Source organism: Herbiconiux aconitum (assembly GCF_024979235.1).
Lineage (GTDB): Bacteria > Actinomycetota > Actinomycetes > Actinomycetales > Microbacteriaceae > Herbiconiux > Herbiconiux aconitum.
The window spans coordinates 2,221,206-2,242,312 of record NZ_JANLCM010000001.1 but is presented as its reverse complement, the minus strand read 5'-3'; the positions used below and the strand labels follow the sequence as shown (position 1 = coordinate 2,242,312).

Below are 21,107 nucleotides of genomic sequence, written 5' to 3'. Positions count from 1 at the left end.
TTTGTCAACGGCGCGTCGTCAGCACTGGAGAACCCCCCGACTTGCGACTTCCCCGCCCTCGCTGGCAACCCTCACGGGTCGTCGAGCGGGGGCTTTTCGCGTTTGGACCGGCGCCACGTCCCGGCCATCGGTCTAGAGGATCTCGCGCAGTCTCGTCACGGCGTCCTCGGCAGTCATGAACGCGCCCAACGAGTAGCCGAATTCGGTCTGGTCACTGTCGTCGGCGTGGCTGAGTCGGTATCCATCGGCCTCGTGCTCGACCCGCCACGGAGTCTCGATGAGGGCGCCGTCGATCTCCTGAACGACCCAGTAGTGATCGTCTTCGATGCCGCGAGCCAGGAAGAACATGCCGCCGATCGTACGCCGTTGCTTATTCCATGATGCTGATCAAGCCTGCTGTGATTTCTGACCGGCCTTAACGACGATCAGGGCGACGATCATGACTACGCCGAGGACCGCTAGCGCGATTCCAAATATGATCCACCCTTGAAACTCTGAGCCTGCATCGAAATCCAGGTACTCGAGCCCACCGAGCATCGTTAGCAGGTCGTTAGCGTTTCTTGCGTCTTGAGCGGCGTTGTTCGCAACAGCCGCAATCACGCCCCCGATCACAACCAATGCAGCGCCCCCGAAGGCGAGGAATCGTTGGGCCGGGTTCTGCAACGCATCGAGCAGTTTGTCGATCCAGTAGGCGGGTTCGTACTTCTTGAGCGTCACCATTTGGTAGTCCTCCGCGGTAATCCTGAGCCGAGCAGTCCTCTAGTCAATAGTCAGCACCGAATCCATTCCGCGATAAGGGTGATACGAGAACGCATCTGGGTTGCGCCTGCGACCGAGGGCGCTTCTCTTCCGCAATGGCTGTCGTCGAAGTTGCTGATCATGGTGACCCCCGGTGCTGTGCCTGAAGCCTAGCGGGATCGACAAATGTCGAGAGGACCCCATTTGGGGGCCAATGCAAATGCATGGAGTCCGCTAGCGTGATCCTTCTCACAGCAACAGGGGGAAGCACCATGAGTCACGCAGCACCGCCACCGCCCGCAGGTTGGTACCCAGACACCGACCAGCCCGGAAACGAACGCTACTGGGATGGCACCCAGTGGACCGACACCCGCAGACCCGTCCTTACCGCACCGCCGCCCTATGTTCCGGCAGCGCCGCCTGTCAAGGCTCCCGGCCAGGGCCTCGCCACGGCAGCTCTCGTGCTCGGCATCATCGGCGCCGTGTTCGCATTCATTCCTGGGGTCACCGGCCTAGCTATCGTCCTAGGGCTGCTCGCAGCGATCTTGGGCGGCGTCGCCCTGATGCGCAAGACACCCGGCCGTCAGCGGGCCGCCATCGGCTCCATTCTTGGCGGCGCAGCGTTCATCGTCGCAATCGTCATGACAATCGTGTACGGGGTCATTGGCGCGGGGGCCATCAACGCAGCAGTCACATCCGAGACGTCGCAAACGGCTCCCGCCGAACCGGCACCGACGCCAACGGAGGCACCAGAGCCAACGTCGACACCGACACCGACACCGACACCAACTCCGGAGCCGATTCCGGAACCAGTCGCCGCACCGTTTGATCCGGCCCAGTACCTCGAGGCTGCTGACCGCGACTATGCGCTGCTGGTGAAGACACCTGACGACCATGTCGGAGACAAGATCGTCTCGTACGGTGAGATCATCCAGTTCGACTCCGCGACCGGCCCGTGCCAGTTCCGAGCCAGCACCTCCGGTACGCAGAAGGAGTACTCCTACGAGTACGACCAGAACACGCTGATCTATGCAGGCGACAGCGAGACAAGCTGCCCGCTCCTCGACGCCACGGTGCAGGGCGATATCGTCAAGATGTACGTGACGGTCATGGGTAGCTACTCCTACGACACCCAGATCGGCGGCAACACCACGGTGCCGCTGTTCCAGGTGGACGGACTCGAGCTCCTACCACCCACCGAGTACTGAGCAGCCTACGCGCGTTCACTCCGAGGCTTCTGAAGGAACAGCCCCCGCCGGCAACCCTCACGGGTCGTCGAGCGGGGGCTCTTCGTGCTTGGCTTTACGCCACGTCGCGGACCCACGTCCAGGTCTGCTCCCGAAGCCAACCCTTCATGCCGCGAAGGTCGAAGTCCGTCGCGAGCACGAGATCGTTGTCGTCGACGATCTCCCGTGCAGCATCGAACACCGTTTGCGACGTGATCGACGCCCCGGTGATGATCCAGGTGGAGTCCATCACATGCGCCCACGCGCCCATCGACTTCAGCTTCTCGTAGAGCTTCTCGTACTTCTGACCCGGTGTCTTGAGGTCGTAAGTGAGCAGTACAGCGGTCATTCTTGTTCTCCTCGGAACGTCCCGCCGCTTCCCCGTACGGCCCCGCGTGTCATTCGCATCTTGCGCACGCGCGGCCTATCCTGATGGTGAATCTCCGTCTAAAGCGATTCATCAGGAAGCCCGAGTCACGGCGAGAGCCCGCACTTCGGGCTTTCTGTGTTCCTGCAATCAGCCTCCCAGTCAACTGGGGCCTCTGGGTCGCGACACGCCGTGAGTCAATGCAAATCTGTGTGACTCAGCTGTGACAGGATTGTCTGTTTTCCGCGGCGCCGTGGCCAAACTCGGTGTCGAGAGGACGCGCCGGGCTTTTCTGCGTTTGGGCACCCAGACGGGCAGCGGTGAGCGCCTGCTCGCGTATCCAGGTCGACGGCGCCATCTCGTCGCGATCTGCGGCAGCCTCGACGAGAGCATCCTCCTCGGGCGTGAAGCGCACACTTCGCGTTCGCGTCAACGTCGGGTCGACAGACTTGGGGCGCCCTCCTGCGTGCTTCACAGCCTCAGTATATCCGTAACACGAAAACTAGTTTCCGTGTTACAGTTTCCTCAACTACCAGGGGGCAAGAATGAGTGACGTATTGCAGTCCATCGCCAGCGACCTTTATGCCGTGGTGGGCGACGCCATCGACGAGGTCGAGTTTGCACGCCTCGTCGACACAGTCGCCGCGCACAGACTGCTAATCGATGGAGGCATCGGCGCCGGGAACTGACGCTCGCCTAGGTTCATCGGCGCCGGAACGACCCTCGGCTGCGCTCCAACTGGGCACCAGCGAGCGCGTCTGCCAATCTCCGACCGCCGTTACAGTGCTGCTCTTTCCTTTTCGCCGCCTGACCCGTGTCACATATTCGACGACCGGGCGTCCACGGTCAAAGTGCGCGATCGCCGGGCTGGTGTCGACCCCGCGAGTGAAGACCCACTGCACATGACCATTTCGCCCTATCGAGTACGGCACCGCCGGATCACGGACGCCGTCCAGGACGAGGTATCCCGGTTCGGTTGCCACCTCGATGATTCCGCCCGGCGCGTCCGAGCGGCGCACGCGCAGCTCGCTACCGTCAGGCTGGGCGAGTTCCCAGTAGGCGTCGACGATCTGGGTTGACGCATCCCCGACGTTCGTGACGATCATCTCGAGTTCCCAACCCGTAGAGGTCACCCGCCCTGTGCTGACGTTTATTTCGCCTGTGTCCCGCATGAGACCCGAGACCGAGAGAACTGGCCTATCCCACCGAGCCACCCTGACCAACTGCCACCCTAGGGAGAATAAGGCGAGCGCGAAGGCCAAAGAAGCGACGATGTCAGCGTACATGGCGCCAACCTACCAAGCCCCTTCGCCCACTCCGGCACGCCATGCCTCACTGACTTCGCCCGGTCGGCACGCCCGTCACCGCCGACGCCCACACCCAGACCCGATGGGTCGCACCGCTGCGCATCTCGAACTCGACCCAGAAGGCTCGGTCGGTCCACGCCACGGCACGGCCACGCACCCGCACCGGCGTCTCCGGGAACCGCACCCACGCCTCGACCTCGGGCGGCTCCTCCGCCTCGCGCACCGCGCCGGCGCCACGCTCCGCCTCTGAGAGCGAGATGGGCATCGGCCGCGTGACCGCCTCGGTGACGGCGGCGTCGGTGAGATCCGATCCGTAGCGGCGATTCTGCCCCATGATTCGAACATATCTTCGAACTACGCGACTCGCCAAGCGAGCGACTCTCACGCACTTATTTGCAATTGCGCTGCAGAAAGCGCCACTTCGTGGGCGACGACCCGCACGGGAGCTCGGACACGATCGCCCCGGAGGATGCGACACGCAGCAGCAGGTCGTGGTGCGCCGCCGGGTACAAGCGGTCGACACCACCGGCGAGGAACGCGATCGTGGTGCCGCGACTCGCGAGGCAGGCGCGATGCGCCATGCCGTCGATTCCATACGCGGCGCCGGAGACGATGGCGAAACCGCGATCACTCAGACCGGAGGCCAGGTCCATCGCCACATGTTCGCCGTAGTTCGTGGCGTCGCGGGACCCGACGATCGCGATCGCACCACCAGGGCGATCGAGTGCCGCGACATCGCCGCGCACCCAGAGACCGATCGGGGCGTGCTCTCCCAGCACCTCGAGCGACCCGGGCCAGGCGGGATCGGCCGGCGTGACGAAGCGGGTTCGGCACTGGATCGCCGATCGCAGAGCCGCGACCACCAGCTTCGACGACAGTCTCGGTCGCCAACGCTCACAGGCTGCGACGACGTCGCCGACACCGAGCTCGAACGATGAGTCCACTTCCGCGCAGGCGGCGAGCCAGTCCTGCGGCGAGCGCCCTTCGATGAGCATCGACAGCGCCCGGTCGGCGCCGATCGAACCCACAAGGAGACCGGCCACGGCATCTCCGGGCTCGACGAGCGCCGACCACGTGGCGGTGGCGAAGATGCGCGCGACCGTTGCGTCGTCGAGCTCAGGGATCCCCCGCTCTTCCGAAGCGGCGTGAGTCGGCGCCTCACGGGCCGCAGCGCGACCGGGCAGATCCGCGGACCCTCGGCTCACCGCTTCGACGAGCGACCGCACGAGCGGCCGTTCCAGGTGATGCACCCTCACGACGCCACCGACTTCCGCAGAAAGAGAGCCCAGCCCACGTGGTCGCTCGTGGGCGTTGATGCCCCCTCGAGATCCGCGATGGTCCACGCGACCCGGAGCACGCGGTCGTACCCGCGCATCGTCAGGCTTCCGCGCTCGAGCGCGCGATCGATCGCGGCTGTGGCACCGATGGGGAGCCGCCGCTCCCCCGAACGGAACCACGAGCCCGGCACCTCGGCGTTCGTCTTCCAAACAGTGCCGGCGAGGCGCTCCCGCGCGACGGCCCTGGCCTGTTCCACCCGCAACCGTGCGGTGCGAGTGGACACGCGCGATCCTTCGTCGCTCATCAGCCGGACCGCCGAGGTCGTGACGCGCTTCACCCGCAGCTGCAGGTCGACCCGGTCGAGGAGAGGGCCCGACATCCGCGACAGGTAGCGCCGGCGCATGATGGGTGTGCAGGTGCACGGGATGTCTGACGTTCCGAACTGACCGCACGGGCACGGGTTTGCAGCGAGCACGAGCTGAAACCTTCCAGGAAAGTGGGCGACGGCCGCCGCGCGATGGATGGTGATGCTTCCGGACTCCAGCGGCTGACGCAGCGCGTCGAGCACGGCGGTCGGGAACTCCGGCGCTTCGTCGAGAAAGAGGATCCCGTGCGCAGCCCGCGCGGCGGCACCGGGACGGATGACCTTCGATCCACCACCCACCAGCGCCGCTGCCGACGACGTGTGGTGCGGGCTCTCGAGCGGCGGCCGCGTCAGCAGACCGTTGACCGGGCGGCCCGAGAGTGACGACAACGAGGTGACGACGAGCGATTGCTCGGCGTCGAGGTCGGGCAGAAGACCCGGCAGGCGCTCCGCCAGCATCGTCTTGCCGGCTCCGGGCGGCCCGAGCATCATCAGGTGATGGCCGCCGGCCGCCGCGACCACCAGCGCCTCGACCGCATCGGGATTGCCCACCACGTCGGCCAGGTCGCCTGCGGAAGGAGCAGGTGGCGACAGCGCGATCTGCCGGATCGTCTCCACCGGGTTCGGTTCGAGGTCGGCCCCATGGCGGATCAGCGCCTCGCGCAGCGACGCCACCGTCATCACCTCGACGTCGGGCACGAGCATGGCCTCGTCTTCGTTGCCCCTCGGCACGACGAATCGCCGAAAGCCGGCTGCCCGAGCCGCGACCATGGCGGGCAGAAGACCCTGCATCGGCCGCACCCGCCCATCGAGGCTCAGCTCCCCCAGGTGCACCACGGAGGAGATCGCGTCGACCGCGATACCGCCCTCTGCCGCCAATACGGCGACAGCGATGGCCAGGTCGTAGGTGGAGCCTTGTTTCGGCAAGGAGGCCGGGGAGAGGTTCACGACGATCTTCTTGGCCGGCAATGGGCATCCGTTGTTCGCCGCCGCCGCGCGCACGCGGTCTTTCGCGTCGGAGAGCGCCGCATCGGGCAGCCCGATCAACTGGAAACCCGGGATCTGGTTGGCGATGTGCGCTTCGACTTCGACCACGGCGCCCGTCATTCCGAGCAGCGCCACCGAGAGTGTGCGCGCCACCATCAGGACACACCCCGCAGATGCTGGATGCTCGGCTCGCCGTACCCGGGCCACAGGATTCCCACCACGTCGACCCGGCACTCCGGATGTCGCCTCCCCGGGTGTTCGGCCAGCCAAGCCGAGGCGAGCAGGTGAAGGCGTCGGAGCTTCGCGGGTGTGATGGCCTCGAATGGATGACCGAACGCATCCGATGTTCGCGTCTTCACCTCGACGACCACGAGCACCGGCCCGTCGTAGGCCACGATGTCGATCTCGCCCACCGGGCAGCGCCAATTGCGCGCCACCAGCCGGAACCCCGACTTCTCCAGGGTGCTCGCCGCGAACTCCTCGCCGCGCCGGCCCAATTCATCTTTCGCCTTCATCACTACCTCCGCGACAAGAGTGCCGAGGCAGGAGGAGCGGAAGATCGAGTGGACGAAAACTGGGGACGGCTACCCACTCACCCCGAAGATGTGCAGGAGTGGAGGGGCGAAGGGAGATCCCTACTCGTCGAGCGCGAGTTCCTTGGGCAGTTCGAAGTCTTTGCTCGAGAGCTCTTCGACATTGACGTCTTTGAAGGTCAGCACGCGCACCGACTTCACGAAGCGGTCGGAACGATAGACGTCCCACACCCAGACGTCGTTCATGGTGAGCTCGAAGTAGAAGTCGTGCTCGGTGTCGCGGCGAGCCAGTTCGACCTCATTGGCGAGGTAGAACCGGCGCTCCGTCTCGATCACGTACTTGAACTGCGAAACCACGTCGCGATACTCGCGGTAGAGCGCCAACTCGACCTCTCGGTCGTAGTCTTCGAATTCGTCGTCGTCCATCGTGGCTCCAGTCTAGGCCGCGGATCCGTCGGCCGTCGCCCCGAGCGACTCCCGAGCGAGCTGCACACGGTCCTCGAGCCCGAGACCATCGACGGCCTCCAGACCCTCGACGCCTTCCAGACCGTCGAGTGCGATCGAAGCCTCCTCCGTCGGCGCGGCCATCATCTTGCTGAGCCAGGTGTGCCGATGCAACTCCGACGGGCCGTGCGAAAGGATCGCGTCGCGGTGCTCCTCGCTCGCATACCCCTTGTTGCGCACCCAGCCGTACTGCGGGAACGAGCCGTCGTGCTCGATCATCAGGCGATCCCGCGCCACCTTCGAGATGACGGATGCGGCGGCGACGGATGCGCAGTCACGGTCGGCCTTGATCCTGGTGCGGACCGTCAGCGGTCGAGACACGGCCGGCGTGAGCCAGTCCCACTGGCCGTCCAGGATGATCGTGGCCGACGACACGTCGATGCCCGCAGCGGCGAGCTCCTCGAGTGCTCGAGCGCCGGCGAGTCCGAGGCACGCGCTGATGCCGATCCGGTCGATCTCGAGCGCTGAGGCATAGCCCACGGCGTGCGCCAGACCCCAGGCGCGGGCGACCGGTGCCAGTTCTTCGCGGCGGGGCTCGGCCAGCATCTTCGAGTCCCGCAGACCCTTGGGCACCGACCGGGTTGCCCGAACGTCGATGAGGCACAGTCCGACGGCCACCGGTCCGGCGAGAGCACCCCGGCCGACCTCGTCGCAGCCGATCACGAGTCCGCTGTGCGGCGGCCCGGCAGCGACATCCGCAACATCGGCGACCCCGACCCCGCCCCCGACCTCGATCGGGAGGCCACCGTCAACGACTCGCGGTGCCGCCCTGCGCCGCCGACCGAGTCCGACGATCTCTCGCTCGAACTTCAGCGTGGGGTCGGCGACGGGGGTCATTCGTCGGGCCCCGCACCCACACTCGTGGACGTCGGAGCCCCCACCTCGGCGGGTGCCCCATCCGGAATTCCGCTGAAGACGTTGCCGTAGTTGTCGAGCCAGGTCCAGTGATCGGCCGGCCAGGTCACGAGGATGGCGCGACCCACCACATTGCCCTCAGGCACGAAGCCGTTGCCCGGTTTGTCTTGATTGAACCGGGAATCGGCCGAGTTGTAGCGGTTGTCGCCCATCACCCAGAGCGAATCCGGGGGCACTGTGATGTCGAAGGGCTCCTGCGAGACGGCGGAGACCCCATCCGGGAGCTTCAGATAGGCCGTCTCGTCGAGCGGAATGCCGTTCACCGACATCTGCCCCAACGCGTTGCAGCAGACGACGTGATCGCCCGGCAAGCCGATGACGCGCTTGATCAGGTGGTCGTTCGCGTCGTCGGCTGCGAGGCCCACGCCTTCGAGCACCCAGTCGATGCCGGCGGCCAAGGGATTCTTGTCGGGCTCGGCCGTGGGCGGCAGCCAGCCGCCCGGGTCTTTGAACACCACGACGTCGCCGCGCGAGAGCGGCATCACGTTCGGCTCCAGCTGGTTCACCAGGATGCGATCGTCGATCTGCAGAGTGTTCTCCATCGACCCCGAGGGGATGTAGAACGACCGCACCAAGAACGTCTTGATGAGAACGGACGCGAGCAGTGCGATCAAGAAGATGATCAGCAGGTCGCGAACGAAGAGCCACGCGCTCCGGGATCGCCTCGGACGCTGGTCGTCCGCTTCTTCTTCCCGCGAGGGCAGGGATGTTTCTGTCATTTAACCGCCTGAGCTCCCGAACCACTGTAGTGGTCGGGAGCTCAGGATAATCGACGTCATGCGCGAGGCATGCAGCGAATTCGGAGACTACGCGTCGCGCTTCTCTTTGATCTTGGCCTTCTTGCCGCGGAGGTTGCGGAGGTAGTAGAGCTTCGCGCGACGGACGTCACCGCGGGTGACGACCTCGATGTGGTCGATGACCGGGGAGTGCACCGGGAAGGTACGCTCGACGCCGACCTGGAAGCTGACCTTGCGCACGGTGAAGCTCTCGCGCACGCCCTCGTTCTTACGGGCGATCACGACGCCCTGGAAGATCTGGATACGCGAACGCGTACCTTCGATGATGTTCACGTGCACCTTGACGGTGTCGCCGGCACGGAAGTCGGGGATGTCGGTGCGGAGCGAGGCCGCATCGACGGAATCGAGGATATGCATGAGTGTGTTCGCAATCTGTACCCGCCACAGGTCGACTACGGCTTCGGTTTCAGTAGAAGATGTGCCTGAGAAATGCTGGCTCCCCTGTGGCAGAGCCTGGCCGCGGCACAAGGGTCAATTGTGCCATAGATGACGCGGGCCGCGCAAAGCGGTGCAGATCTGCGGAATTCCGGTCAGACCCGGGGCGGCATCGGGCGGTCGCTCGTCTCGATCACGATGTACTCGCCATCCATCCGCGGCTTCTGCGGCGGGCTCTGCAGGCGCGAGGCCTGCTGCGCCTGCGCCTCGAAGGCGGCCAGCGTGGCGCGCACTCGGCGCCGGGTCTCGACGACCAGTTGGATGATTCCCGACCAGAACAGCGCGATGACCGCGACTGCGGACAGCGTTCCGAGCAGGGCAGTGACCGGGGTGAAGAACCCCACGGCCACGATCAGCCCGTGCAGCACGGTCAGCAGCCCCACGTCGAGCCACGAGACGGCGCGTTCGGAGCGCACATCTTTTCGGGCGAAGATCAGGCCCGCGGTGGCCAGCATGGCGACCGTGAGCAACATGACGCCGACGATCAGTCCGATGATCTGCCAGCCGGTGGCAGCGAACACTCCCCAGCCCACCAGTATCCACGCGGGCAGGATCACCGCGGCAGGGAACTGCCAGTAGAAGAAGGCCCGACGGATGATCACCAGACAAGAGTATGCAGCGACTCCGGATGTTCGCTGAGACTTCGGTCGGTAGGGTCTTCATGGGCGCCATGAAATGCCCTGGGAGAGGAACACGATGATCGAGCTCAAGACACCGGCCGAGATCGAGCAGATGCGTCCGGCGGGCGCCTTCGTCGCCGAAGTGCTGACGGAGCTGGCGTCTCGCGTCGCCGTCGGCATGAATCTCCTGTCGCTCGACCGGATCGCGCACGACATGATCCGCGCCCGAGGGGCCGAATCGTGCTACATCGACTACCACCCCTCCTTCGGCGCCTCGCCCTTCGGCAAGGTGCTGTGCACGAGCGTCAACGATGCCGTGCTGCACGGGCTGCCGTACGACTACGCGCTCCGCGATGGAGACGTGCTGAGTCTCGACTTCGCGGCATCCGTCGAAGGGTGGGTCTCCGACTCAGCGCTCACGGTGGTCGTGGGGTCGCCGCGCTCTGCGGAGGACACCCGGCTCATCGAAGTCACCACCGCTGCGCTCGCCGCCGGCATCGCCGCCGCGCAGCCCGGTGGCCGCCTCGGCGACATCTCGGCCGCGATCGGCGCGGTGGCGACCGCCGCGGGCTACGGCATCAACACCGACTTCGGCGGACACGGCGTCGGCCGCACGATGCACGGCGACCCGCACGTGCCGAACAACGGCCGCGCCGGGCGGGGGCTCCCCCTTCGGGCCGGGCTCGTCATTGCGATCGAGCCGTGGTTCCTCGAGACGACCGACAAGATCTACACCGACAAAGACGGGTGGACCCTGCGCTCGGCCGATGGCTCGAACGGGGCGCACATGGAGCACACCGTGGCGATCACGGAGGACGGACCGCTCGTTCTCACCGCCCGGGCGTAGGGCGCCGCCGAGGCTGGGGCGCTCAGGCCTCGGCCGTCTCGGCCTTCTCGGGCGTCTCGGCCCGCAGCAAGTCGGGGCGCACTCGACGGGTGCGCTCGAGCTGCTGCTCGCGGCGCCACGCGTCAATCGCCTTGTGATTGCCGCTCAGGAGGATCGGCGGCACCTCGAGCCCCCGCCACTCCGCCGGCTTCGTGTAGCTCGGATACTCGAGCAACCCGTCTTCGTGCGACTCCTCGACGAGGCTCTCGGGGTTACCCACCACACCGGGGATCAGCCGCCCGATCGCCTCGATCATGGCCATCACCGCGACCTCTCCCCCGTTCAGCACGTAGTCGCCGATGCTCACGAGGCGCACTTCGGCACGCGTGGCGACGTGATCGAAGACGCGCTGGTCGATGCCCTCGTAGCGACCGCATCCGAAGATCAGATGCTCGCGATGCGCCAGCTCGCGGGCCATCTTCTGGGTGAACACCTCACCGGCGGGCGACGGGAAGATGACGAGCGGGGCGGAGGCGTCCGCCCTCTCAGGCGTCGCGTCACCGAGCAGCTCGTCGATCGCCTCGCCCCAGGGTTCGGGCTTCATCACCATGCCCGCGCCGCCACCGTAGGGCGTGTCGTCGACCGTGCGGTGCCGGTCGTGCGTGTACTCGCGGAGGTTGTGCGCCGAGACGTCGAGAAGGCCGCTCTGGCGCGCCTTGCCGAGGAGCGAGATGTCGAGCACGTCGAAGAATTCGGGGAAGATCGTGACGACGTCGATGCGCATCCCCACAGCCTAACGGCGGGCGTCAGAGCAGTTCGGCGCCCGTTCCCAAGCCTGCGCGGAGCTGACGGGGCGACCATCGGTGTTCGTCGCGAGCGACGATCGCGCGGATCACAACGACCACCCGCTCCCACTCGTCCATCACCTGTGCGTAACTGAGACGCAGCACGAGGTATCCGAGCTCGGCGAGGGCGAGGTCGCGGCGGCGGTCCTCGAGGTAGGCGGCGGGCTTGGTGTGCCATTCGCGGCCGTCGGTCTCGACGACGAGGCGGTCTCCGATGAGGAGGTCGACGTTGCCGACCCCGCGGATCTTCACCTGACTGCGCGACGCGATGTTGTAGCGGCGAAGACCGAGGCGCGCCTTGGTCTCCAGGCCAGAGGCTGCGTTCGGATCGGTGAGGGCGAAGTAGGCGCGGAACGTTTTCTGGAGGCCCGCGGCAAGGAATTCGAGTTCAGTGAGCGAGATGCGACCCTGTTTGAGAGCGCTGTCGAGGGTGACGATGGCGTCGATCTTGCTCTGGCACGTGATCGAGTGCAGGAGCGCCCACGCGAAAGAATCGACCGGGCCTTCCGGCTCGTCGAGGAACTGGGCACGATGGGAGCGGTGCAGCACGATGCCGAAACGCTCGGGGCGGCCGAGGGGCACGCGGCGATCGTGGGGCGAGGAGAGGTTCTGGGCGTCGGCGGGCACGCGGATGTGGAGACGGCTGTCAGTCGCGCACCAAAGGTCGTGGCGTTTCAGCACGGACAGACACGAGAGTCTGCCTCCCACGCGCACCGCGCGAATCACGTCGGGCGGCGCATCGGGGAGGCTGACCCAGCCGCGCCGCAGGCGCAGCAGCGAGCCGCGCGCGACGGCGTTGTTGAGTGCCGGTGCCGGGACGCCACGCGCGGCGAGGTAGTCGTTGGACGCGACGCCGCCTGCAGCGGCCAGAATCTCGAACAGATGAGTCATGCTCACCATGATGATGATTAGTTACTACCAAAATGAAGAGGACCGACCCCATATACGGGGTCGGTCCTCTTCATTTACGTAGTTACTCGGCTTGAGGCGGCGCGGGAGCCGGCTCGGGCTCGTCGGGGAGGTCTTCGAAGAGGCCGGCCGGCGGCGTGACCGTCACGATTCCCGTCTCGAGGTCGACCGACGGCACGATCGCCTTGACGAACGGCACCATCACCTCGCCCGCCGGGGTTTTCACGATCAGCAGGTCCTGCGCCGGCATGTGCTCGACGAGACGCACGGTTCCTACCTGCTCGCCCTCACGCACGACCCGCAGGCCGATCAGCTGGTGGTCGTACCAGGCATCGTCTTCGGGCTCTTCCGCGGCCTCGTCGAGGTCGATCCAGAGGATCGCCTTGACGAGACCCTCGGCCGCACTGCGGTCAGGGACTCCCTTGAAGAAGCCGACCGGATGCCCGTTGTACCAACGCATCTCGGTCAGTTCGAGGGTCTTGCCGTGCCAGGGCGACGAGGTCGGCACCTGCAGAGTGAACACCGCGCCCGGAACGAATCGTCGTTCCGGGTCGTCGGTGAACAGCTCCAGCTTGATCGCACCCTTCAGGCCGTGGGCCTTCAGCAGCCGACCCACCCGGAGTTGGGTCTTGTTGTTCTCAGTAATCGGTGTCCACCACGTCTACACGCACACGCTTGCCATCGGCGAGCGCAGTGACGAGGGTGCGCAACGCTTTCGCGGTGCGCCCGGAACGGCCGATCACGCGGCCGAGGTCATCGGGGTGCACCCGCACCTCGAGCACCTCGCCGCGCGGCGAGCTCTTCGTGATGACGCGTACCTCGTCGGGATTGTCGACAATCCCCTTGACGAGGTGCTCGAGAGCCGGAGCGAGCAAGGTCAGGCCTTGTCCGCTGCGTCGTCGGCAACCTCGGCCGCGATCTCGGTGGTCTCGGAGTCGGTCGCCTCAGCGGCCTCGGCGTCGGCAGCAGCCTCGGCCTCGACAGCGGCTTCCTCGACCGGAGCAGCCTTCGGCTCGGCCTTGGGCTTCAGAACCGGCTTCTTCTTCTCGTCGGCGACGAAGGCTTCTTTCTCACCCTTGACGCGAACGGTCGAAACCGCATCCTTGTCGCCCTTGAACTTGCCCCAGTCGCCGGTGAGCTTCAGCAGCGCAGCGACCTGCTCGGTCGGCTGAGCGCCGACCGACAGCCAGTACTGGGCACGCTCGGAGTCGACCTGGATGACCGAGGGCTCCTCGGTGGGGTGGTAGAGACCGATCTCTTCGATGACGCGACCGTCGCGCTTGGTGCGCGAGTCGGCGACGACGATGCGGTAGTACGGCGCGCGGATCTTGCCCAGGCGCTTCAGACGGATTTTGACAGCCACAATTCTCCTGTGTGATGTAAAGGTGGGCGAACTGACAGCCGTGAGCGTGGGGGCACACTCGGCAAAAGCTCTAAGGGAATCCATGCCGCCTGATTAGAGGGTCGGGCGAGGATGGACTCGACTGGCTATTCTGACAGATATTCCCGTCGAAGCGGTAATTCCCGAGAGGTCGCCCATGGAGATCACGTTCGCCGAGTCCCCGCGCTCGACCCTCGGCATCGAATGGGAGATCGCCCTGGTGGAGCAGAGTTCGGGCGATCTGGTGTCGGTCGCCGGCGACGTGATGGATGCGCTGAAGCAGCCCGACGGATCTCAGCACCCCAAGATCACGGGCGAACTCCTGCTCAACACCGTCGAACTCGTCACGGGGGTCCACGACCGCGTGGAGGATGCCGTCAAAGACCTGCAAGGCCAGCTCGCCGAGGTGCGTGCCATCACCGACCCGCTCGACGTGGAACTGATGTGCGCCGGCTCGCATCCGTTCGGTCAGTGGTTCGAGCAGACCGTGACCGACAAGGAGCGCTACCACAAGCTCATCGACCGCACCCAGTGGTGGGGCCGCAACATGATGATCTGGGGCATCCACGTGCACGTCGGCATCGACGATCGCGAGAAGGCGCTGCCGATCGTCAACTCCCTGCTCAACTACTACCCGCATCTGCAGGCCCTCAGCGCCTCGAGCCCGTTCTGGGGCGGCGTGAACACCGGCTACGCGAGCAACCGCGCCCTCATGTTCCAGCAACTGCCCACCGCCGGTCTCCCCTACCAGTTCGGCAGCTGGGCGAACTATGAGGAGTACGTCGACGACCTCATCAAGACCGGCGTCATCAGCGACCACACGGAGGTGCGCTGGGACATCCGCCCGAGCCCGCAATGGGGAACCGTGGAGATGCGGGCCTGCGACGGCCTGTCCAGCCCGGAGGAAATCGGTGCCGTGGCGGCGTTCATCCAGTGCCTGGTCGACGACATGTCGGGTCGCCTCGACGCCGGCGAGGTGTTGCCGACGATGCAGCCCTGGTTCGTGCGCGAGAACAAATGGCGGGCCGCCCGCTACGGCATGGACGCCGAGATCATCCTCGATTCCGCCGGAAACGAAGAACTGGTGACGGATGCGGTGCGCCGCGAACTGGAACGCCTCGCGCCGACCGCGGAACGGCTCGGCTGCGCGGCCGAACTCGATCAGGTGAACCTCATCCTGTCCGGCGGCGCGAGCTACCAGCGCCAGCTCCGCGTCGCCGAGGCGAATGGCGGCAGCCTGCGGGCCGTGGTCGCCTCCCTCACCCGTGAACTCCGCCACGGGTTGAGGTAGATCGACGGCGCCCTAGTTCAGGCTGTCGCGCCACGCCACCAGGTCGCGCGCGCCCTGCAGGTCGATGTCAGGGCCGGAGATGCCGAGCGTGAAGAGCGTCACCCCGAGCTCGAGCTGCTTCTCGAGTTGGGGGACTTCCTCGCCCGATGCCCCGCGCACGCCCGTCGAGATCTCGATCTCGCCGACGTCGCGACCCACCTTCTCGCACCAGTCGCTCAGCACCACGAGCTTGCGCTCGAGCGTCTCGACGTCGGAGAAGGAGTGCCAGATGTCGGCGTGCTCGGCCACGATGCGCAGCGTCTTCTTCTCGCCGCCACCACCGATCAGCACCGGGATGTCGCGCGTGGGCGCCGGGTTCAGCTTCTCCCAGCGAGCCTCGATGCGCGGCAGCGCCTCCGAGAGCGAGTCGAGCCGCGTGCCCGGCGTGCCGAACTCGTAGCCGTACTCGTCGTAGTCGCGCTCGAACCAGCCCGAGCCGATGCCGAACACGAGGCGCCCTTCGGCACCGTCACGGGCGCTGATGTGGTCGACGGTGCGTGCCATGTCGGCGAGCAGGTCGGGGTTGCGGTAGCTGTTGCAGGTGACGAGCGGGCCGAACTGGATGCGCGAAGTCTGCTCGGCCCAGGCGGCCAGCATCGTCCAGCCCTCGAAGTGCAGGCCGTCGGGATCGCCTGAGAGCGGGTAGAAGTGGTCCCAGTTGAAGGCGATGTCGACGCCGAGGTCTTCGAGTTCGGTCAGGGTGTCGCGGATGACCTGATAGGAGGAGTGCTGCGGGGCGATCTGCACGCCGACACGAACCGGCCGAGAGGAAGTTGTCATGTGACAAGCATATTTTCCCGGTCGGTCACCCGATGACCACCCGCTGAATTCTCAGCGAAGGAACCGCTGCAGCGCCTCGAGTTCTTCGGGGCTCGGGTTGGGGGTGCCGTCGGCGGCCTTCGAACCGAGACCGAATCCTGCACCTCCGCCGTTGCCGGCCGCGATCGCCGGCTTCTCACCCGACGCTCGCGCCGCGTTCTCGGCCGCACGCTTCGCGGGGTTGCCCGAGCGGGATCCGCTCTTCTTCTTGGCCTGCGGCTTTCCGCGCCCGCCACCGAAGCCGGCGCCCGGGATCGGCCCCATGCCAGGAACGTTCGGCACCCCGCCCTTGGCCACCGTCTTCATCATCTTCGAGGCCTGCTCGAACCGCTGGATGAGCGAGTTCACCTCGGTGACCGTCATGCCCGAGCCACGGGCGATGCGAAGCCGCCGCGATCCGTTCAGCAGTTTCGGATTCTGCCGCTCGGCCTTCGTCATCGACTGGATGATCGCTTCGGTGCGCACGATCTCCTTCTCGTCGAAGTTCTCGAGCTGCTGCTTCAGGCCGCCCGCACCGGGGAGCATTCCCATCATCTTCTTGATGGAGCCGACGTTCCGCAGCTGCTGCATCTGCTTGAGGAAGTCTTCGAGGGTGAACGAGTCGGTGGCGAACTTCTCCGCGACCGCGCGCGCCTCGTCTTCGTCGAAGGCCGATTGGGCCTGCTCGATGAGCGAGAGCACGTCGCCGAGGTCGAGGATGCGCGACGCCATGCGGTCGGGGTAGAACGGCTCGAAGTCGTCGAGCGTCTCGCCGGTCGACGCGAAGATGATCGGGCGGCCGGTGACGGATGCGACGGACAGCGCCGCGCCACCGCGGGCGTCGCCGTCGAGCTTGGTGAGCACGACGCCCGTGAAGTCGACGCCCTCCTGGAACGCGCGGGCCGTGGCCACCGCGTCCTGGCCGATCATGGCGTCGATGACGAAGAGCACCTCGTCGGGGTCGACGGCCTTACGGATGTCGGCGGCCTGCTTCATCATGTCGGCGTCGACACCGAGGCGGCCGGCGGTGTCGATGATGACCGTGTCGTACTGCTTGTCGACCGCGAACTTGATGGAGTCTTTCGCGACCCGCACCGGATTTCCGACGCCGTTGCCGGGCTCGGGAGCGAAGACCGGCACGCCGGCCTGGCCGCCCACGATCTGCAGCTGGTTGACGGCGTTGGGGCGCTGAAGGTCGGCGGCGACCAGCAGCGGGGTGTGGTTGTCTTTCGCGAGCCACTTCGCGAGCTTGCCCGCGAGGGTCGTCTTGCCGGCGCCCTGGAGGCCGGCGAGCATGATGACGGTCGGCGGCTTCTTCGCGAACTCGAGCCGGCGCTGCGTGCCGCCGAGAATCTGCACGAGCTCCTCGTTGACGATCTGCACCACCTGCTGAGCGGGGTTCAGGGCCTTGTTGACCTCGTCGCCGAGTGCGCGCTCGCGCACCCTGCCCGTGAACTCCTTGACGACCTCGAGTGCGACGTCGGCGTCGAGCAGGGCGCGACGAATCTCGCGCACGGTCGAATCGACGTCGGCGGGGCTCAGCTTTCCCTTCGTGCGGAGATTCTTGAAGGTTTCGGCGAGCCTGTCCGAGAGAGTTCCAAAAGTAGCCATCGTGCATCCAGTTTAACCGGTCCGGGCTGACAGTCGGGCGAGGGCATGCAAGGCGTCTGCAGAACGGGTGTGTGCATCCGATTTCATTAGCCAAGCTAATGAGCGTATGCTAACTACATGACCGTCGACACCCCCTCCCGCTCGCTGAGCACGGAGCTGCGTGCGGCGACGCTGCGGCTGGCCCGCCGGCTCCGCCGCGAGAAGGCCGACGACGAGCTGAGCGACGCCCAGGCCGGAGTGCTGGCGGTGGTTCTGCGCGACGGCCCGATGACGCCGGTTGCCCTCAGCGCCCGCGAGCACGTCACGCCGCCTTCGATGAACCGCACCCTCAACGCCCTCGAGCGCTCGGGCTACGTGGTGCGTGCCCGCAGCGACGACGATCGCCGGCTCGTGCTCGTGACACTGACGGATGCCGGCCGTCAGGTCGTGCTCGAGACCCGCCGTCGCCGAGACGCCTGGCTCGACCGCCGCCTCGCCTCGTTGAGCGACGAGGAGCTCGACCTGCTCGAACGGGCCGCCGCCGTCATCCGCCGGATGGTCGACGAATGAGCGCGATGTTCCGCTCGCTCTCCAGCATCAACTACCGCATCTGGTTCGCGGGCGCCCTCGTGTCGAATGTCGGCACCTGGATGCAGCGCACGGCTCAGGACTGGATCGTGCTCACCGAACTCACCAACCACGATGCGGCGGCACTCGGCATCACGGTGGCGTTGCAGCTCGGCCCGCAGCTGTTGCTCGTTCCCGTGTCGGGCCTCATCGCCGACCGATTGAACAAACGACACACCCTCATGGTCACGCAGATCGCGATGGGTGCGCTGGGGCTCGCGCTCGGCATCATCGTGCTCACGGGCACGGCACAGCTGTGGATCGTCTACGTCTTCGCCCTGCTCCTCGGCATCGCGTCGGCGATCGACGCGCCCGTGCGCCAGACCTTCGTGGCCGAGCTCGTCTCGGGTGCGAACGTCTCGAACGCGGTCGCCCTCAACTCGGCGGCGTTCAACGCGGCCCGCACCATCGGGCCGGCGATCGCGGGGCTCCTGGTGGCGGTGATCGGTGCCGGGTGGGTGTTCATCATCAACGCCGTCACGTTCGCGGCGGTGGTGGTGTCGCTGAAGTTCATCCGTATCGGAGCGGCCCAGCTGATGAAGCAGGCGCCGCGGGCGAAGGGCCAGCTACTGGCCGGTCTGCACTACGTGCGAGGGCGGCCGGATCTGCTGATCATCTTCGTCATCGTGTTCGTGATCGGCACCTTCGGCTTCAACTACCAGATCTTCACCTCGACCATGGCGACCGTGGAGTTCGGTCAGGGTTCGGCCGGGTTCGGGTTGCTCACATCGATCATGGCGATCGGATCGGTCGCCGGTGCGCTGGTGTCGGCCAGTCGCGATCGGCCGCGGGTGCAGCTCGTTTTCCTCGCGAGCGCCGCGTTCGGCGTCAGCGCCCTGGCCGCGGCGCTCGCACCGAGCTACTGGGTGTTCGCGGGTGCGCTCGTGCTGATCGGGTTCTCGGGGCAGATCCTCATGACCACCGCCAACGGCACGGTGCAGACCACGACCGACCCCATGATGCGCGGGCGTGTGATGGCGCTCTACATGGCGATCTTCATGGGAGGCACTCCGATCGGCGCGCCTCTCGTGGGCGCCATCGCCAACACGCTCGGCCCGCGGTGGGCACTCGGGGTCGCCGCACTTGCAGGCGTGGTGGCGTTCCTCATCGGCGCTGCCTGGCTCGTGCTGCACCGAAAGCTGCGGGTGCGGCTCGGGCCCGACCGCCGCCCGCATTTCGTCTTCGGTCGCGCCGGCAACGAGACCCTCACGGGCTCCTTCGCCGCGGTCGCCCCGCGCGACGAGGAACTCGAGGAGGACTTCGCGCTGGACGAGGCGGACGCCAAGCGCGCCTGAAGATCGCCCCGGCACCGAACGCACCAGGCCGCACCCGAACGCCACGGTCCGTACGCGAACGCGAACGCGAACGCGATCGCGAACGCGACGGGCCGCTTCGGGCCGACCCAGGGTGAGCGCGCGGCCGCGTCAGCGACCGCACGCGAACATGTCGCGCGGCGCCGGGCAGGGACCGGCGACGCCCGAGGACGCCGCGCAAAGCACGGCGCCCGAGGCAGAATGGCCCCATGCGCTACGGAATCGTCATCCTCCCCCAAGACCCCTGGCCCGAATCGCGCCGCAAGTGGGTGCTGGCCGAGGAGCTCGGCTTCGATCACGCTTGGACGTACGACCACCTCTCCTGGCGCTCGCTCGCCGATGAGCCGTGGTGCGCCACCATCCCGCTGCTCACGGCTGCCGCCACCGCGACGACGCGCATCCGGCTCGGCACCTTCGTGGCCTCGCCGAACTTCCGGCATCCGGTTCCGCTCGCCAAAGACCTGGCCACTCTCGACGACATCTCGGGCGGCCGATTCACCTTCGGCGTCGGATCGGGTGGCACCGGATTCGACGCGTTCGTGCTCGGTCAAGAGCAGCTGACCGCGCGGCAGCGCCACGAACGCTTCGCCGAGTTCGTGGAGATGCTCGACGAACTGTTGCGTTTCGAGAGCGCAGGGTCGGGCGGGATCTCGGCGTCCGGAGACTGGTACACCGCGCATGAAGCCCGCATGGTGGGAGCGCCGGCGCAGGTGCCGCGGATGCCGTTCATGCTGGCCGCGAACGGACCGAAGGGGCTCGCACTCGTGGCGCGTTTCGGACAGAGCTGGGTGACGACGGGTGCCGAAGGCGCGACCGGCGAGGACTGGTGGCGGTCGGTGGCCGAGCTGTCGCACCGGCTCGACGATGCGGCCGAGGCCGCCGGGCGCGATCCGCTCTCGATCGATCGTGTGCTCTCCCTCGACAACCCGGAGGTGTACTCGCTGTCGAGTGTCGCCGCCTTCGACGACAGGGTCGGGCGGGCCGCCGAGCTGGGATTCACCGACGTGATCAGCCACTGGCCTCGGCGCGACGGCCTTTACGCTGGTTCGGAAGAGGTTCTCGAGGAGGTCGCGGCACGCATCCGTTCGGCCTGATAGGCGAAACCGGCCCGACGGGTCTGCGGTGATCGGCCTGACGGGTCTACGGTGTTCGGTATGAGTATCGGAGGCGGTATCGCGCTGATCGTCATCGGCGCCATCCTGGTGTTCGCGCTGAACATCCAACTGGAGTGGATCGACCTCGACCTGGTCGGTTACATCCTCATGGGTGCGGGGGTGCTGGTGCTGATCATCGGCATCGTCCTGCTGCTGCGGAGGCGGCAATCGATCTCGACCACGCGCACGGGCGTCGATCCGGCCAGCGGCGAGCAGATCACGCGCCGTACCACGGAGAGCGACGACCCGCTGCGCTGACCGGT

28 protein-coding genes are annotated in these 21,107 nt (G+C 66.5%); 7 read left to right on the top strand and 21 right to left on the bottom strand.

Annotated elements, in window-relative coordinates:
* Window positions 1-132: 132 nt before the first annotated feature.
* Together N1027_RS10655 and N1027_RS10650 are read right to left on the bottom strand one after the other, a co-directional pair.
* Complete coding sequence (locus N1027_RS10655; protein WP_259507580.1) at window positions 133-348, bottom strand: hypothetical protein; 216 nt, start codon at window positions 346-348, stop codon at window positions 133-135.
* 39 nt (window positions 349-387) lie between these two features.
* The gene (locus N1027_RS10650; protein ID WP_259507578.1) at window positions 388-720 is read right to left on the bottom strand and encodes a hypothetical protein; all 333 of its coding nucleotides are present in this window, start codon (window positions 718-720) and stop codon (window positions 388-390) included.
* A 290-nt stretch (window positions 721-1,010) separates the two neighbouring features.
* On the opposite strand from N1027_RS10650, the gene N1027_RS10645 reads away from it, so the two are divergent.
* On the top strand, window positions 1,011-1,946 hold the full coding sequence (locus N1027_RS10645) for a DUF2510 domain-containing protein (protein ID WP_259507577.1): 936 nt from the start codon (window positions 1,011-1,013) through the stop codon (window positions 1,944-1,946).
* Window positions 1,947-2,040: 94 nt separating this feature from the next.
* Here the strand turns inward: N1027_RS10645 and N1027_RS10640 are convergent, their stop codons facing one another.
* The 12 genes from N1027_RS10640 to N1027_RS10585 all read right to left on the bottom strand — a co-directional run bounded on the left by N1027_RS10640 (window position 2,041) and on the right by N1027_RS10585 (window position 10,053).
* Window positions 2,041-2,313: a hypothetical protein gene (locus N1027_RS10640; protein WP_259507575.1), complete on the bottom strand. Its 273-nt coding sequence runs from the start codon at window positions 2,311-2,313 to the stop codon at window positions 2,041-2,043.
* A gap of 235 nt (window positions 2,314-2,548) precedes the next feature.
* Window positions 2,549-2,806, bottom strand: a complete 258-nt coding sequence (locus N1027_RS10635; RefSeq protein ID WP_259507573.1) for a hypothetical protein — start codon at window positions 2,804-2,806, stop codon at window positions 2,549-2,551.
* 181 nt (window positions 2,807-2,987) lie between these two features.
* The gene (locus tag N1027_RS10630) at window positions 2,988-3,437 is read right to left on the bottom strand and encodes a hypothetical protein (RefSeq protein ID WP_259507571.1); all 450 of its coding nucleotides are present in this window, start codon (window positions 3,435-3,437) and stop codon (window positions 2,988-2,990) included.
* 226 nt (window positions 3,438-3,663) lie between these two features.
* The gene (locus N1027_RS10625) at window positions 3,664-3,972 is read right to left on the bottom strand and encodes a hypothetical protein (RefSeq protein ID WP_259507569.1); all 309 of its coding nucleotides are present in this window, start codon (window positions 3,970-3,972) and stop codon (window positions 3,664-3,666) included.
* A gap of 55 nt (window positions 3,973-4,027) precedes the next feature.
* Window positions 4,028-4,894: a DNA-processing protein DprA gene (locus N1027_RS10620; RefSeq protein WP_259507568.1), complete on the bottom strand. Its 867-nt coding sequence runs from the start codon at window positions 4,892-4,894 to the stop codon at window positions 4,028-4,030.
* Window positions 4,891-6,426 (bottom strand): YifB family Mg chelatase-like AAA ATPase, encoded by a 1,536-nt coding sequence (locus tag N1027_RS10615; RefSeq protein WP_259507966.1) that lies wholly within the window; start codon window positions 6,424-6,426, stop codon window positions 4,891-4,893. The genes N1027_RS10620 and N1027_RS10615 overlap by 4 nt, the downstream gene beginning before the upstream one ends.
* On the bottom strand, window positions 6,423-6,782 hold the full coding sequence (locus N1027_RS10610; RefSeq protein WP_259507566.1) for a YraN family protein: 360 nt from the start codon (window positions 6,780-6,782) through the stop codon (window positions 6,423-6,425). The genes N1027_RS10615 and N1027_RS10610 overlap by 4 nt, the downstream gene beginning before the upstream one ends.
* Window positions 6,783-6,902: 120 nt before the next feature.
* Window positions 6,903-7,226, bottom strand: coding sequence for a DUF2469 domain-containing protein (locus tag N1027_RS10605; RefSeq protein ID WP_092555240.1), 324 nt, complete (start codon window positions 7,224-7,226; stop codon window positions 6,903-6,905).
* A gap of 12 nt (window positions 7,227-7,238) precedes the next feature.
* The gene (rnhB, locus tag N1027_RS20125; RefSeq protein WP_308199793.1) at window positions 7,239-8,141 is read right to left on the bottom strand and encodes a ribonuclease HII; all 903 of its coding nucleotides are present in this window, start codon (window positions 8,139-8,141) and stop codon (window positions 7,239-7,241) included.
* The gene (gene lepB, locus N1027_RS10595) at window positions 8,138-8,938 is read right to left on the bottom strand and encodes a signal peptidase I (protein ID WP_259507563.1); all 801 of its coding nucleotides are present in this window, start codon (window positions 8,936-8,938) and stop codon (window positions 8,138-8,140) included. Before lepB ends, rnhB begins: the two co-directional genes overlap by 4 nt.
* Window positions 8,939-9,025: 87 nt before the next feature.
* Window positions 9,026-9,373, bottom strand: a complete 348-nt coding sequence (rplS, locus tag N1027_RS10590; RefSeq protein WP_092555233.1) for a 50S ribosomal protein L19 — start codon at window positions 9,371-9,373, stop codon at window positions 9,026-9,028.
* Between the two features lie 173 nt (window positions 9,374-9,546).
* Window positions 9,547-10,053, bottom strand: a complete 507-nt coding sequence (locus N1027_RS10585) for a hypothetical protein (protein WP_259507560.1) — start codon at window positions 10,051-10,053, stop codon at window positions 9,547-9,549.
* A gap of 94 nt (window positions 10,054-10,147) precedes the next feature.
* Here N1027_RS10585 and map point away from each other — a divergent pair, with 94 nt between their 5' ends.
* Window positions 10,148-10,918 carry a type I methionyl aminopeptidase gene (map, locus tag N1027_RS10580; protein WP_259507558.1) on the top strand — a complete coding sequence of 257 codons (771 nt, stop codon included), beginning with the start codon at window positions 10,148-10,150 and terminating at the stop codon, window positions 10,916-10,918.
* A gap of 22 nt (window positions 10,919-10,940) precedes the next feature.
* Here map and trmD read toward each other — a convergent pair whose 3' ends face one another.
* The 5 genes from trmD to rpsP all read right to left on the bottom strand — a co-directional run bounded on the left by trmD (window position 10,941) and on the right by rpsP (window position 14,014).
* Window positions 10,941-11,681 (bottom strand): tRNA (guanosine(37)-N1)-methyltransferase TrmD, encoded by a 741-nt coding sequence (gene trmD, locus N1027_RS10575; protein ID WP_259507556.1) that lies wholly within the window; start codon window positions 11,679-11,681, stop codon window positions 10,941-10,943.
* Window positions 11,682-11,703: 22 nt separating this feature from the next.
* On the bottom strand, window positions 11,704-12,633 hold the full coding sequence (locus tag N1027_RS10570; RefSeq protein WP_259507554.1) for a type IV toxin-antitoxin system AbiEi family antitoxin domain-containing protein: 930 nt from the start codon (window positions 12,631-12,633) through the stop codon (window positions 11,704-11,706).
* An 82-nt stretch (window positions 12,634-12,715) separates the two neighbouring features.
* Window positions 12,716-13,297 carry a ribosome maturation factor RimM gene (rimM, locus tag N1027_RS10565; RefSeq protein WP_259507964.1) on the bottom strand — a complete coding sequence of 194 codons (582 nt, stop codon included), beginning with the start codon at window positions 13,295-13,297 and terminating at the stop codon, window positions 12,716-12,718.
* Window positions 13,290-13,526 carry an RNA-binding protein gene (locus N1027_RS10560; RefSeq protein WP_092555221.1) on the bottom strand — a complete coding sequence of 79 codons (237 nt, stop codon included), beginning with the start codon at window positions 13,524-13,526 and terminating at the stop codon, window positions 13,290-13,292. The genes rimM and N1027_RS10560 overlap by 8 nt, the downstream gene beginning before the upstream one ends.
* 2 nt (window positions 13,527-13,528) lie before the next feature.
* Window positions 13,529-14,014, bottom strand: coding sequence for a 30S ribosomal protein S16 (rpsP, locus tag N1027_RS10555; protein ID WP_259507552.1), 486 nt, complete (start codon window positions 14,012-14,014; stop codon window positions 13,529-13,531).
* Between the two features lie 175 nt (window positions 14,015-14,189).
* Here rpsP and N1027_RS10550 point away from each other — a divergent pair, with 175 nt between their 5' ends.
* Window positions 14,190-15,323, top strand: coding sequence for a glutamate--cysteine ligase (locus N1027_RS10550; RefSeq protein ID WP_259507550.1), 1,134 nt, complete (start codon window positions 14,190-14,192; stop codon window positions 15,321-15,323).
* Between the two features lie 12 nt (window positions 15,324-15,335).
* On the opposite strand, the gene N1027_RS10545 is transcribed toward N1027_RS10550, so the two are convergent.
* Together N1027_RS10545 and ffh are read right to left on the bottom strand one after the other, a co-directional pair.
* The gene (locus tag N1027_RS10545) at window positions 15,336-16,142 is read right to left on the bottom strand and encodes an LLM class F420-dependent oxidoreductase (RefSeq protein WP_259507548.1); all 807 of its coding nucleotides are present in this window, start codon (window positions 16,140-16,142) and stop codon (window positions 15,336-15,338) included.
* Between the two features lie 51 nt (window positions 16,143-16,193).
* A complete protein-coding gene (gene ffh, locus N1027_RS10540) occupies window positions 16,194-17,771 on the bottom strand; it encodes a signal recognition particle protein (protein WP_259507547.1) in 1,578 nt (525 codons plus the stop codon).
* Window positions 17,772-17,888: 117 nt separating this feature from the next.
* Between ffh and N1027_RS10535 the strand changes: the two genes are divergently transcribed.
* The 4 genes from N1027_RS10535 to N1027_RS10520 all read left to right on the top strand — a co-directional run bounded on the left by N1027_RS10535 (window position 17,889) and on the right by N1027_RS10520 (window position 21,102).
* Window positions 17,889-18,320 (top strand): MarR family winged helix-turn-helix transcriptional regulator, encoded by a 432-nt coding sequence (locus N1027_RS10535; RefSeq protein WP_259507546.1) that lies wholly within the window; start codon window positions 17,889-17,891, stop codon window positions 18,318-18,320.
* The gene (locus tag N1027_RS10530; RefSeq protein ID WP_259507545.1) at window positions 18,317-19,672 is read left to right on the top strand and encodes an MFS transporter; all 1,356 of its coding nucleotides are present in this window, start codon (window positions 18,317-18,319) and stop codon (window positions 19,670-19,672) included. The genes N1027_RS10535 and N1027_RS10530 overlap by 4 nt, the downstream gene beginning before the upstream one ends.
* A gap of 227 nt (window positions 19,673-19,899) precedes the next feature.
* Window positions 19,900-20,784, top strand: a complete 885-nt coding sequence (locus N1027_RS10525) for an LLM class flavin-dependent oxidoreductase (protein ID WP_259507543.1) — start codon at window positions 19,900-19,902, stop codon at window positions 20,782-20,784.
* Between the two features lie 60 nt (window positions 20,785-20,844).
* Window positions 20,845-21,102, top strand: a complete 258-nt coding sequence (locus tag N1027_RS10520; protein ID WP_259507541.1) for a DUF6458 family protein — start codon at window positions 20,845-20,847, stop codon at window positions 21,100-21,102.
* Window positions 21,103-21,107 lie beyond the last annotated feature (5 nt).